This is a genomic window from Halomonas sp. HL-93 (assembly GCF_900086985.1).
In the GTDB taxonomy this organism is placed as follows: Bacteria; Pseudomonadota; Gammaproteobacteria; order Pseudomonadales; family Halomonadaceae; genus Vreelandella.
In genome coordinates this window covers 3,718,373-3,731,017 of record NZ_LT593974.1, presented here as the reverse complement: position 1 = coordinate 3,731,017, position 12,645 = coordinate 3,718,373, and the positions used below count along the sequence as shown (strand labels likewise).

The window sequence follows — 12,645 nt, the reverse complement described above, 5'->3', positions numbered from 1 at the left end:
TTTCTCAAACGTAGCCTATGATGACCCTGTTGACTGACTATTTCCCTGAACTGACGGACTCAATCCCCGGTGCGCTGCCCTGTGGTGCTGTTGAAGGGGTGTAAGGCGTCGCGGGTAACGTAAAAGCGGAGCGTTTCGCCCTCGGCGACCGGCGGCTGGCCGGATACGCGAATCACCGTGGGTTGGTCGCTGTCGGCAAGGTTCACATATAGATGGCTTTCGGCACCGGCGGCTTCATACAGCATGAGGGTTGACTCGACGATCAGGTGAGGCGCATTCGGTGGGGCCAGCTGCATGTCATCCGGGCGAATGCCGACGATATCGGTGCCGTCAGGCAGGTTATCCAGCAGGCCGTTGGCGCCACGTGCGTGTAAGTACTCGACTGGCACCATGTTCATGGCGGGCGAGCCGATGAAGCCTGCCACGAACATGGTCGCGGGGCGTGCGTAGATCTCCATAGGCGTGCCCACTTGCTCGATCTGGCCGGCGTTCAGCACCACTAAACGGTCGCCCAGCGTCATGGCTTCCAATTGATCGTGGGTGACATATAGGCTGGTGGTTTTCAGGCGCCGCTGTAGCTGTTTGATCTCCACGCGCATTTGCACGCGCAGTTTGGCGTCCAGGTTGGAGAGCGGCTCGTCGAACAGGAATGCTGCAGGTTCGCGTACCAGCGCACGGCCCATGGCTACCCGCTGGCGCTGGCCACCGGAAAGCTTGCGCGGTTTGCGGTCAAGAAAGCTTTCGATTTCGAGCATTTTAGCCGCGTTGTTCACCCGCTGTTCAATATCGGCTTTGGCAAAGCCACGATTCTTCAGGCCATAGGCGAGGTTGTTGTACACCGTCATGTGGGGGTAGAGCGCATAGTTCTGAAACACCATGGCGATATCACGTTCGGCGGGTTCGAGTTGGTTGACCACGCGCTCACCGATTTTCAGCGTGCCGTCGGTGATGGTCTCAAGACCCGCGACCATGCGCAGCAGGGTGGACTTGCCGCAGCCTGATGGCCCCACCAGCACCACGAACTCACCGTCACGCACCTCAAGGTCTACGCCTTTGACTGCCTGAACATCACCGCTATAGGTCTTCTTCAGCCCTTCCAAGGTAATACTCGCCATCTTATTTCTCCGTCTCGGTCAGGCCTTTCACAAACAGGCGTTGCATAAATAGAATGACTAACACTGGTGGTAACGCCGCCATGACCACCGCCGCCATAATAAGGTGCCATTGGGGATTCTCCTCGGCGGTCATGCGCTGGATACCCATGACGATGGTGTAGTAATCGGCGTCAGTGGTGATCAGCAGCGGCCACAGGTACTGGTTCCAGCCGTAAATAAACATGATGACGAACAGCGCAGCGATGTTGGTGGTCGACAGCGGCAACAGAATATCCTTGAAGAACTTCAGCGGGCCTGCGCCATCCACGCGCGCTGCTTCGAGCATTTCCTCGGGAACGGTCATGAAAAACTGGCGAAATAGGAACGTAGCCGTGGCCGAGGCGATCAGCGGGATGGATAGGCCGGCAAAGCTGTTGAGCATGCCGAGATCGGCGACCACCTGGTAGGTGGGCAGAATGCGTACCTCAACCGGCAGCATCAGGGTGATGAAAATCAGCCAGAAGAAAAACACCCGAAATCGAAAGCGGAAATAGACAATCGCAAAGGCCGATAAAATCGAAATAAATAGCTTACCAATGGTGATCGCCAGCGCCATGATCACGCTGTTGAGAAGCATGGTGCCTGCTGCGGGCGCCCCGGCGCGGGAAATGCCGGTTTGCCACATAGTGGTGTAGTTATCGATGCCGTTCCCGCCAGGCAGCAGCGGCAGGGTGCCGCGTAAAAATTCGCCGGGCTCCTGGGTTGAGGCGACGATGGCGATGTAAACCGGCAGCATCACCAGGGCGACCCCCAAAATCAGAATCGTATGGGCAAAGAAATTGCTCCAGGGGCGGTTTTCTACCATCACAATACTCCAGAGGGCAGCCTCAGTAGTTGACGCGCCGCTCAATAAAGCGGAACTGGATAATGGTCAGCACGACCACAATGGCCATCAAGATCACCGATTGAGCGGCGGATGAGCCCAGATTCAGACCTACGAAGCCATCGGCATATACTTTATAGACCAGCGTATTGGTGGCCTGAGAGGGGCCACCTTCGGTGGTGGCGTGAATAATGCCGAACGTATCGAACATTGCGTAGACCACGTTCACGACCAGTAAAAAGAAGGTGGTGGGCGACAGCAGCGGGAATACCACGGTCCAGAAACGCTTCAAGGGACTGGCCCCGTCAATCGCTGCCGCTTCAATCAGCGACTGCGGAATGGACTGCAGACCGGCGAGGAAAAATAGGAAGTTATAGGAAATTTGCTTCCAGGCGGCGGCGAAGATCACCAGCATCATGGCGTCGTTGCCTGACGTGCGGTGGTTCCAGCGGTAGCCGACCATATCCAGCAGGTAGGGCACGATGCCTATCGAGGGGTTAAAGATAAACCACCACAACACCCCGGCAATCGCGGGGGCGATCGCATAGGGCCATACCAGCAGTGTGGTGTAGGTGCTTCGCGAGCGAATCATGCGGTTGACCGTAGTGGCCATCAGCAGCGCCAGCCCCATCGATATCAGCGTGGTGCCCACCGCAAAGACGGCGGTCACTGAGAGCGAATTAAGGTAATCGCCATCGCGGAACAGCCGGGCAAAATTTTCAAGGCCTACAAACGTGGTCTTGATGCCAAAGGCATCTTCGCGAAGTAGCGACTGATAAAGCGCTTGACCCGCTGGCCAGATAAAAAAGATCAGCGTGATAATGACCTGAGGGGCGAGCAGGGCGTAAGGCAACCAATGGCCCGGAAAAGTCATGCGTTTGGTTTGCATGGGCAGCTCACATCAAACAACGCATCGCCGCCCGCAGTTTATGCAGGCGGCGATGTTGGCGTTGGCGTTACTGGTTGGAAGACTCGAAGTCGCGCAGTAAATCGTTACCCCGGCGAACGGCGTCATCAACAGCTTCTTGCCCATCTTTGTCGCCGGATAGTACCGCTTCAAGCTCTTCTGATACCCGGTCACGGATCTGCACAAAGTTGCCAAAGCGCAGGCCTTTGGAATTTTCCGTGGGCTCGTTGAGGGTCATCTGCTTAAGCGAAATATCGCTGCCGGGGTTTTCCTCGTAATAGCCCTCATCTTTGCTCAAGTCCCAGGCGGCCTGGGTAATCGGCAGATACCCGGTGCGCTGGTGCCAATCGGCCTGGACCTCGGGCTGCGAGAGGTATTCGAAGAACGCGGCAATCGCGGCGTATTCTTCATCGCTGTGGCCTTGCAGTGCCCACAGGGTGGCCCCGCCGATAATCGAGTTCTGTGGCGCGCCGTCAACATCATCGTAGTAAAGCTGCATACCATAACCGACGTCGAATTCGGCGTTGGCCATTACATCCGCACGCGAGGATGACGAGCCAAAGAACACGGCGCACTCGCCGGAATAGAACAGCGGTTCGGCGTCATCGCCAGCGCCTGGTCCACCCCAGCGGAAGATATTGTCATCTTCCCAGGTTTTAAGGTTGTCCCAGTGGCGGGCGACGGTTTCATTGTTGAAGTTGAGCTCGGTGTCGAGCCCGCCAAAACCGTTTTCCTTGGTGCCAAGCGGCAGGTTGTGCATGGCCGAGAAGTTTTCAAGCATCACCCAGCTTGGCCAGGAGGTGGTAAACCCACACTCGGCCGCATCGGATTCAAGAATCTGTTCCGCTGCCGTTTCCATTTCCTGCCAGGTTTCCGGTGGCTGGTCGGGGTCTAGGCCTGCTTCCTCGAACACCTCACGGTTGTAGTACATGATGGGCGTTGAGGAATTAAACGGGAACGACAGCATGTTGCCGTTGGTGTCGGTGTAGTAGCCGACCACGGCGGGTAAGAACGCTTCGCGGTCGAAGGGACGCCCATGCTCTTCCATCAACTCGTGAACCGGGTAGATAGCTCCTTCCGCGCTCATCATGGTGCCGGTACCCACTTCGAATACCTGCAAAATATGCGGTTGTTCGTTGGCGCGGAATGCGGCGATGGCACCCGTCATGGTTTCCGAGTAGTTACCGCGATAGCTTGGGTTAATGCGGTACTCGTCCTGGGATTCGTTAAAGTCCTCGGTAATCTCTTCGAGAATTTCACCGAGCTGGCCGCCCATCGCGTGCCACCAGCTAATTTCAGTAGCGGCGTTGGCAGACAAACTCAGGCTAGCAGTGGCTTACACCCACGGCGAGGCTTTGCAGCGTAAAGCGTGGCATGACATCTCCTTGTGGGCCTGAATGCAATCAGGCAGGGCAATGCATTGTTGAAATTTTTGGTCACATTGACTGTAGAAAGTGTAGATGACGTTTGCGTGAACGCCACATGAACGCTTGATGACGGTGAGTAGAGGGTGAGTAGGCGGCTCAGGGCGAGGGTGATAGGCTGGAGGACAAGCTAAATAATCACAGGAAGAGCGCGATGAGCGACGCAGAGCGACTGTTAGCAAAGCTGGTAGCGTTTGATACCACCTCGAGTGAATCCAACCTGGCGTTGGTCGGCTACGTGGAAGACTATCTGGCGACGTACGGGGTCGAGGCCGAGCGGGTGATGAGTCCGTGTGGCCAAAAAGCCAACCTGATCGCCCGCATCGGCCCCGAGGCGCCGGGCGGCGTCATGCTATCGGGGCACACCGATGTGGTGCCGGTGGCGGGGCAGCCGTGGTCGAGCGATCCTTTCACCCTGCGCGATGGCGGTGATGGGCGGCTTTATGGACGCGGCACCTGCGACATGAAAGGTTTTTTGGCCTGCGTCCTGGCCAACGTGCCCGAATGGGTCAAGGCGCCGCTCAAGCAGCCGATTTATCTGGGGTTTTCCTACGATGAAGAAATCGGCTGTGTGGGGGCGCCGAGCCTGATCGAGCGCTTCTACACGCATTACTCCACCACGGCCCACGTGATTGTCGGCGAGCCGACCAGCATGCAGCCGGTCGTCGCGCAAAAGGGCGCCACCAACCTGCGCACCACGGTGGTTGGCCGCGAAGCCCACAGCAGTCAGGTCAATCAGGGGACATCGGCAATTCATGTGGCCGCGCGGCTGGTGACCTTTATCGAAGACACCATGGCGGCGCTGGTCGAGGAAGGCCGGGTTGATGAAGCGTTCAACGTGCCGCATACCAGCCTGCACGTGGGCAAGATCAAGGGCGGTACCGCGATCAACATCATGGCGAGGGAATGCCAGTTCGAGTGGGAGATCCGCCATTTGCCCACCGACACTTTCGATGAGATCTACGCCCGCTTTGATGCCTTTTGCAAGCAGCTATGCGCTGAACTAAAGGCCAAGGGCAAGACCGTCGAGATGACCACCGAGCCGTTGAACGTCACGGTGCCGGGGCTGGCAGATCGGGATAATGATCGGGTGCTGCGCCTTGCCAAAGACCATTTGCCGGCAGGGTGCTGCGACCACGCGGTGGCCTATGCGACCGAGGCAGGGCAGTTTCAGGGGCAGGGTTTGCAGACGCTGATCCTGGGGCCGGGCAGCATTGCCCAGGCGCATCAGCCGGATGAGTATGTTGAACGCCGCCAGCTCGAGGATTGTCTGGCGTTTTTAACTGACATGAGCGTTGCGTTGGAACAGCCCGCAGAACGTCATGGCGAGTAATGAGGGTCCCACCCCGCATAGCGCCGGGTGGGACAATGGTTACCCTGTCAGTGCTGATGATCTTCTACATAGAGCTCAGCCTTGGCATGGCGCATTACATCTTCACAGGCTTGCTGCTGCGCAAGTTGCGTCAGCAAGCGCTGGGTCACTTCAAAGCCTTTACCTAAGCAGGTATCAACTTCATGCGAACTAATCGTTGGCGTCACGCGATAATCGATTTTTATCGTGCGACCGCCGCCTTCTAGCCGATCCGCGAACCCCCTGAGACGCCACGCGATTCTCTCTTTCCAGCTAGCTGATTCTTCCGCGCCTTCGTTTACGCTAAACGTGCACTGCCATTCCGGTTTGTAGACCTTCATAGGGAGAACCTCCACTGCAATTTGGAAAGAATGATCGATCGTGATTCGTACTCCGACTGTCTGATGATGTTGCAAGACCACTATACCGAACTTGTCGTGTAACTCGAAACAAAACCGCAATAAGCGTCGAGACGCAACGGCCTGTATAGCGTAGGCTGTTACCTAGCGCGGCTTAGTGCCGCCATTCTTTAGTATGGCTGGCTTCTCATTATATTTAATTAAAACAACTGACTTAGTGCCTCAAGAGGTGCCAAATGGGAACATCATCGACCATCATTGAGCGATTTAACGTTACGCAGCACGGGCATCACAATGCCCCGACGTTGCTCCGGGGCATTCCCGCCATTGACCCACCCAGAGCTTCTGGGTCGCACACTGGGTAATATTGCTGTTGTTACTCATCCAATAATTAAGGCACCTCAATGAGCCGTGTTGATTTATGCCCGCTACTAACCCACCAGGCTTAACCGCGCGCGAAAGCTGGTGGGAACACTCGCCCACCGGTCAGCTAGTGGTCGATGCCCAGGGGCTTATCTACGCCTGTAATACCCAGTTAGCCGAATGGATGGGGCAACCTGCCTCCGAATTTATAGGCCATCCGGCCAGCACTCTTTTTGACCCTGCCTCGCGTGCCGTTTACCTGGGGCTGTTTGCGTTTCGCATGGCCACTATGGGACGCGTTGATGAAGTACATTTAGTTCTGCGTTCATCCCGCCATGAGGATATTCCAGTGCTGTGTTGCGCTGTAAGACTAATCGTTGATGACGAGCGCCTCACGCAAATCTCGCTGCTGCCGATAAAACGTAAGAACCGTCTGGAAAGCGAACTGATTCATGCTCGTCAGGCAGCGGAGAAAGCCGCTGAAGAGAGGGCACAAGCGCTGGCGGAGCTGGAACAGGCGATGCAGAAGTTGAATGACGTAAAAGACCATTAGCACTAACAGGACGGTCGTCCCTGGGATACCTGCCAATAAACAAGATGGTCGAAGCCACCCATTATCGATATGTTGCCAGTAGATGAAATGGCGCTAAGCAAGATGAGGAAATGCAATGGGCGCGCCAGGCGTGACGTGGAAGCGCGGATGGTTGGGAACTCGGCGTTGGCACGGCATTTGAGAGAGGAATTAACTGAATGGCCGTCCTCCACCGATAACCGATGCGTTGGCGGTTACCCGTTAGAGATTGATGACAATAAAGCAGGAAGAGGACGTTACCGTGCCAATCAATGCGCGCGACCTTGCGTTAGACACACTGCTGTTAATGACCGTCGCTACGCTGCTGCTAATGGGCTTGGTCGGCAGCCTCTTTGGCTTGTCCGAATCCCACTCGCTGTTTGCTGTCTCGCTGGTGCCCGATGCGGCGCTCGCCACCTGCCTGGCGAGCGTAGGTGTACTGGCTATCCTGCAAGGCTGGCGGCGCACGCGCTGGCTGTGCGCGTTGGCGTTAGTAGGGCTATCGTTGTATACCCTTGGCCACAACCTGCTTTCACCCACGGCAAGCTCCTCATGGCTAACCGGTCAGGAGCGAATGACCAGTATTGGCGCACTGATGCTGCTGGCGGTGGGACTGGCATTGTGGTGCGGTCAGTCTACCGCTAGGCGTCGACTCTTTTGGCTGTTCAGCGGGCTTGGGCAATGGCTATTTGGCGGGCTGCTGCTGGTCAGGCTGTGGGTGGGGGTCGAGCTGGACCACCCGATGTTTGCGTCGTCCCCGGTGGCGGTGGTGGTGTTCACGCTGTTGTTGGGAACCGCCATGGTGGCGTCTTGCCTACGACGCTCCCCCGGGCCGCTCAACCTGACCCGCACGACCGCGCTTGCGTGTTTGGCCGGGGTGGCCGCCAGCGCGGCGGCCTGGGGGTTACTCAGCCTGCAGCAGTTCAACGATACGCAGCAGCAGGCCAGCTACCTGCTGGACAATGTGCAGTTGAACGCCGAAAAGGCGGTCAATTCTCGACTGCAACTGTTGCAGCGCATGGCCGAACGCATCGACGCCGCACCGGACGGCTTCGATCGTGAGCTGCTGACCCTGGACGGGGAAAGCTATCTGCGTGATACCCCCAGCCTGCAGGCGATTGCCCTGGTCGATGAGCGCTTGAGCCCTATCTGGTTCCATTCCCGCACACCCAGAAGCGAAGCGTGGCTCCGGCAGCAGCTCGACAAGCCGTCGGTGCCGGAGTGGTTATCGGTGCCCTTTGAACGGCCCTGGGTGGTGATCTCTGACCCTTACATGCCGAGCCTTGCGTTTGTGGCGATGCCGCTCGCCCAGCGCGATCAACGGCTTGTGGCGAGCCTCGACTTGGCCGTGCTGCTCGACTACGACTTGCGCCTTGAACTGGGGCCCTTTCAGGCTAACATAAGCCGCAGCGGAACCCCTCTGCTGATGCTGCAGCCGCCTGGCGCACATACCGAGCGAGAGATACACCCAGGACGGGTTTTGGCGAAGCGCAATGCGGGTCTGCCCGGGGGTGTTAGCCTGCGTCTTGAGGCGTTATCGGGCAGTCATTACAACTGGTATCTGGCCGGTTTTGCACCCGTGGTGGTCGCCATGGTGGGGCTGATGCTAAGCGGCTTATTAGCGTTTTGCATTGGCTTAGTGGGTGCCAGTATCGCCCGGGCGAAAGAACTGGCGGAGGCGCGTCAAAACCTTGAAGACCAGCAGCACATCCAGCGCATGATCGCCCAGCAGGCGCCCCTGGAGGATATCCTAGAAAACCTTTGCCGGCTGCTTGAGCGCCAGCTGCCCGGCGCGCTGTGTTCGATCATGCTGGCGAATAACGCCAAGACACACTTAACTCTGGCGACGGGATCACGCCTGCCCACGGCGTTCCGAGAGGCAATTCAGCAGGTGGGGATTGGCCCGGCCATCGGGGCGTGTGGCACGGCGGCCTATCAACGTTGCCAAGTGATTTGCGAGTCTATCCAAAGCGATTCACGCTGGAAGGGGTACCACGATGTTACCCGAAGGGCCGGTCTGGCCGCGTGCTGGTCAATCCCGGTGATAGGCAGCAATGGCCAGTTGCTGGGCACATTCGCCACCTATTACGGCCAGCCACGGGTTCCCAACGAACGTGACGCTCTACTGACCGAGAAAGCGGCCGGCCTGATGTCTCTGGCGGTCGAACGTTTCCAGGTGCGGCGCTCGCTTGAGGAAAGCGAGCAGCGTTACCGCTCGTTGTTCACCCACCATCCTGATGCGGTCTTTTCGCTTGATGAGCAGGGGCATTTTGTCAGCGCGAACGCCACTTGCGCGTCGATTAGCGGCTATTCCGTTGACGAGATTGTGGGTAGTCACTTCCACCTTTTTATTTATGAATCCGATATCGAGGCAGTTAATCAGCGTTATCAATCGGTGATGCAGGGCGACATTATCCGGTATGAGCTAGTTATCCGTGACCGCGCCGGTGAGCCGCACATCATGGACTTGATCAATCTACCTATCGTCATCGACGGCGAAATTCAGGGTCTTTATGGGATTGCCCAGGAGGTTACCGATAAACGTAAGCAAGAGTCTCGACTGCGTACCCTTGAGCGCAGCGTAGAAGCAAGCGTTAACGGTGTGGTGATTGCCGATGCCACGCAGCCTGGCTTGCCGATTGTCTATGCCAATCAGGCCTTTACCATCATGACAGGCTATGAGCAGGCGGAAATAATAGGCCGCAACTGCCGTTTCCTGCAGGGCGAGGGCACTGACCCAGATATCGTTGAGAAAATCCGTCAGCAGTTAAGCGAGCAGCGCGATGTTCACGTGACGCTGCGCAATTACCGCAAAGACGGCAGCCTGTTCTGGAATGATCTTTACATCGCCCCGGTACGCAACCCAGATGGGCAACTGACCCATTTCGTGGGCGTTCAGCACGATATCACCAAACATAAGGCCTTCGAGGCACGGCTGGCTTATCACGCGACGCACGATGACTTAACGCGGCTGCCCAATCGCTCGTGTTTTGAAGACACGCTAAGCGACGCCTTTGCAACGGCAAGGCATCAGCATCATGAGGTCGCTGTGTTGTTTGTCGATCTGGATGACTTCAAGCCGATCAACGACAATCTGGGTCACGCCGTTGGTGACAGAGTGCTGGAAGAAGTCGCTCAGCGATTACTCGGCGCGGTGGGCAAGCAGCACCTAGTCGCTCGCTTGGGCGGCGACGAGTTCGTCATTCTGCACCCCTGCGTCAACGACGCAACCGAAGTGGTGAATGTGGCCGAAGGACTGCTGGCGGCTCTGTCACTTCCGTACTGTATCGAGGGGCAAGAGCTATACTTGACCGCGAGCGTGGGAATCGCCATCAGCCAGGACGCTTTATCAGAGCCGAAAACGCTGATTCAGCAAGCGGATATGGCGATGTATAAAGCCAAACAGCAGGGGCGCAATGCCTACCAATGGTTCACAGCGGCGTTTAACGATAGCGCCAGCGAGCGCTTGATATTGCGCAACGAGCTGCAAGAGGCTATCGAGCGTCATGAGTTTGAGCTGTATTATCAGCCGCTGCTTAACCGCCATGGTCGGCTGATCGGCGTAGAGGCTTTGCTGCGCTGGCCGCATCCGACTAAGGGCTTTATCTCGCCGGCGCGTTTTATTCCGCTGGCGGAAGCCACCGGGCAGATTATACCGATCAGCGAATGGGTGTTTGATCGTGCCTGCCGCGATATGCAAAGCCTGTCGCAACAAGGCCGCGGAAATCTAGCGGTGGCCGTTAATGTATCGCCCTTGCAGTTTCAGCGATCAAGTTTTCTGACCACGCTGCGCCAGACATTACTGACCACCGGCTTGCCCTCTCAGCAGCTGGCGCTGGAGCTCACCGAAGGCATTCTCATGGAGAATACCGAGGCCACGATCGACACCTTGCATGCGTTGCGCGATATGGATATCGGGATCTCCATCGACGATTTTGGCACCGGCTTTTCAAGCCTTAGCTACTTAAAGCACTTGCCGATCAGCACGGTAAAAATCGACCGCAGCTTTATTCACGAGTTGAGCCATAGCGACAGCGACGCCGCGATTGTCAAAGGGATTATTTCCATGGCGCACCACCTAGGCTTGAACGTGGTTGCCGAAGGCGTTGAAACCGCTGAGCAGCATCAGCAATTGCTAGACTATCACTGCGATGCGTTCCAGGGCTTTGGGTTGGCTAAGCCCATGCCGTTGGATAGATTAGTCACATTCATGGATTCACTCAACGAGCAGACGGGAGCTAGCGGTGACCCCGCCAGTCGATAGCATGTCCGCCGAGCAGGGCGAATGGTACCTGTATTTACTCGAATGCCAGCGGGGCACCTACGCGGGTATTACCAATGATCTGGCGAAGCGCTACCGCGCCCACGCCACAGGTAAAGGTGCGCGCTTTACTCGGGCCAATCCACCAGTGGCCTTGCTGGGTGCGCAGCCATTTCCTGACCGGTCAAGCGCCAGCCGCGCTGAGTACCAACTCAAGCGTCAGTCGGCGCAGCAAAAGCGTGCCTGGGCATCGGCATGGCCCTGCCCCTTGTCCGAGTCAGCAAACGTGCCATGATAGCGAGCCTAGCGCCACTAAGTGGAACTAACGGCGTTTGTCATTTGCAGGAGGCCACATGCACATCTTCCATTCTGACAAGACTCGTCTGCGCCAAGCCCGTACGGAGCTGCATGACGGCGCACTGGTCGCGCCCTTTGAGTGCCCTGAGCGCGTTGATCTTGTATTGAAACAAATCCAGCAGTCGGCGGTGGGCGACCTGCACGAGCCACGCGCTTATGGTCTGGAACCGGTGTTGGCGGTGCACGATGAGGGCTACGTCAACTTCCTGGCTGACTGCTGGCATGAGTGGGTGGCGGCCGGGCACGAAGGTGAGGCAATTCCCAATATCTGGCCTGCGCGCACGATGCGCGGGGACCGTATTCCCCACGCCGTGAGCGCTAAGTTAGGCTATTACGCCCTGGCGGCGGAAACCTCGATCACCGAGGGCACCTTTGAAGCCGCCATGGCGAGTAAAGATGTCGCACTAGGCGCTTTAGAGCAAACGCTTGAGACCGGCGAGCCAAGTTTTGGCCTGTGCCGGCCGCCGGGCCACCATGCCGCCTATGATCAGTTTGGCGGTTACTGCTTTTTTAATAACGCTGCCGTCGCTGCAGAGCGAGCGCTCGCTTCAGGCAAGCGCCGCGTGGCGATTTTAGACGTTGATTTCCATCATGGTAACGGTACCCAGCAAATTTTCTATGAACGCGATGATGTATTGTTTATCTCGCTACACGGCGACCCTGACGTCACTTTTCCTTACTACCTCGGTTACGCGGATGAAACGGGAAAGGGCAACGGGGAAGGCTTTAACGTCAACTACCCGTTGCCGCCAGGCACCAGCGTGGATACGTGGATGGCAACGCTGGATAATGCCTTAGCCAAGATTAAGGAAACCCAATGCGACATGCTGATCGTGTCGCTGGGTGTAGATATCTTTGAAGGCGACCCCATCAGCGCCTTTACCTTTAAAAGCGACGACTTTAGCCAGTTAGGTCAACGGCTTGCAACGGCCAGCCTGCCGACCGTATTGCTTATGGAAGGCGGCTATGCAGTGGATGACATTGGTGTCAATGTCGTCAATGTGCTACAAGGCTTTAAGCAGGGTATAAGTTAAGAAGTAGACAGATGACATCCGAAGACAATTCGGGCAGGCTA

General features: G+C 57.1%; 9 protein-coding genes and 1 pseudogene. 5 read left to right on the top strand and 5 right to left on the bottom strand.

The window, feature by feature from the left end; translation table 11 throughout:
- Positions 1-59: 59 nt before the first annotated feature.
- The 4 genes and pseudogenes from GA0071314_RS17265 to ugpB form a co-directional block, all read right to left on the bottom strand.
- Positions 60-1,115, bottom strand: coding sequence for a sn-glycerol-3-phosphate import ATP-binding protein UgpC (locus tag GA0071314_RS17265; protein ID WP_074397776.1), 1,056 nt, complete (start codon positions 1,113-1,115; stop codon positions 60-62).
- A gap of 1 nt (position 1,116) precedes the next feature.
- The gene (ugpE, locus tag GA0071314_RS17260) at positions 1,117-1,959 is read right to left on the bottom strand and encodes a sn-glycerol-3-phosphate ABC transporter permease UgpE (protein WP_027337570.1); all 843 of its coding nucleotides are present in this window, start codon (positions 1,957-1,959) and stop codon (positions 1,117-1,119) included.
- Positions 1,960-1,981: 22 nt separating this feature from the next.
- The gene (gene ugpA / locus GA0071314_RS17255; protein WP_027337571.1) at positions 1,982-2,866 is read right to left on the bottom strand and encodes a sn-glycerol-3-phosphate ABC transporter permease UgpA; all 885 of its coding nucleotides are present in this window, start codon (positions 2,864-2,866) and stop codon (positions 1,982-1,984) included.
- Between the two features lie 67 nt (positions 2,867-2,933).
- Positions 2,934-4,260, bottom strand: a pseudogene (ugpB, locus tag GA0071314_RS17250) (sn-glycerol-3-phosphate ABC transporter substrate-binding protein UgpB).
- Between the two features lie 202 nt (positions 4,261-4,462).
- Between ugpB and argE the strand changes: the two are divergent.
- Positions 4,463-5,641: an acetylornithine deacetylase gene (argE, locus tag GA0071314_RS17245; protein WP_074397774.1), complete on the top strand. Its 1,179-nt coding sequence runs from the start codon at positions 4,463-4,465 to the stop codon at positions 5,639-5,641.
- A gap of 47 nt (positions 5,642-5,688) precedes the next feature.
- Here argE and GA0071314_RS17240 read toward each other — a convergent pair whose 3' ends face one another.
- Positions 5,689-6,000 (bottom strand): hypothetical protein, encoded by a 312-nt coding sequence (locus tag GA0071314_RS17240; RefSeq protein ID WP_027337574.1) that lies wholly within the window; start codon positions 5,998-6,000, stop codon positions 5,689-5,691.
- Between the two features lie 439 nt (positions 6,001-6,439).
- On the opposite strand from GA0071314_RS17240, the gene GA0071314_RS17235 reads away from it, so the two are divergent.
- The 4 genes from GA0071314_RS17235 (at position 6,440) to GA0071314_RS17220 (ending at position 12,604) form a co-directional block, all read left to right on the top strand.
- Positions 6,440-6,934 (top strand): PAS domain-containing protein, encoded by a 495-nt coding sequence (locus GA0071314_RS17235; RefSeq protein ID WP_074397773.1) that lies wholly within the window; start codon positions 6,440-6,442, stop codon positions 6,932-6,934.
- A gap of 250 nt (positions 6,935-7,184) precedes the next feature.
- Complete coding sequence (locus GA0071314_RS19825; RefSeq protein ID WP_231896474.1) at positions 7,185-11,216, top strand: sensor domain-containing phosphodiesterase; 4,032 nt, start codon at positions 7,185-7,187, stop codon at positions 11,214-11,216.
- 1 nt (position 11,217) lies between these two features.
- On the top strand, positions 11,218-11,508 hold the full coding sequence (locus GA0071314_RS17225) for a GIY-YIG nuclease family protein (protein ID WP_074397772.1): 291 nt from the start codon (positions 11,218-11,220) through the stop codon (positions 11,506-11,508).
- Positions 11,509-11,566: 58 nt separating this feature from the next.
- A complete protein-coding gene (locus GA0071314_RS17220) occupies positions 11,567-12,604 on the top strand; it encodes a histone deacetylase family protein (protein ID WP_074397771.1) in 1,038 nt (345 codons plus the stop codon).
- The last annotated feature ends 41 nt before the right edge of the window (positions 12,605-12,645 follow it).

Bases quoted from the DNA above. Each gene is read 5' to 3' on its own strand.
- GA0071314_RS17265 (WP_074397776.1), bottom strand. From the start codon at position 1,115: ATGGCGAGTATTACCTTGGAAGGGCTGAAGAAGACCTATAGCGGTGAT.
- ugpE (WP_027337570.1), bottom strand. From the start codon at position 1,959: ATGGTAGAAAACCGCCCCTGGAGCAATTTCTTTGCCCATACGATTCTG.
- ugpA (WP_027337571.1), bottom strand. From the start codon at position 2,866: ATGCAAACCAAACGCATGACTTTTCCGGGCCATTGGTTGCCTTACGCC.
- argE (WP_074397774.1), top strand. From the start codon at position 4,463: ATGAGCGACGCAGAGCGACTGTTAGCAAAGCTGGTAGCGTTTGATACC.
- GA0071314_RS17240 (WP_027337574.1), bottom strand. From the start codon at position 6,000: ATGAAGGTCTACAAACCGGAATGGCAGTGCACGTTTAGCGTAAACGAA.
- GA0071314_RS17235 (WP_074397773.1), top strand. From the start codon at position 6,440: ATGCCCGCTACTAACCCACCAGGCTTAACCGCGCGCGAAAGCTGGTGG.
- GA0071314_RS19825 (WP_231896474.1), top strand. From the start codon at position 7,185: ATGACAATAAAGCAGGAAGAGGACGTTACCGTGCCAATCAATGCGCGC.
- GA0071314_RS17225 (WP_074397772.1), top strand. From the start codon at position 11,218: ATGTCCGCCGAGCAGGGCGAATGGTACCTGTATTTACTCGAATGCCAG.
- GA0071314_RS17220 (WP_074397771.1), top strand. From the start codon at position 11,567: ATGCACATCTTCCATTCTGACAAGACTCGTCTGCGCCAAGCCCGTACG.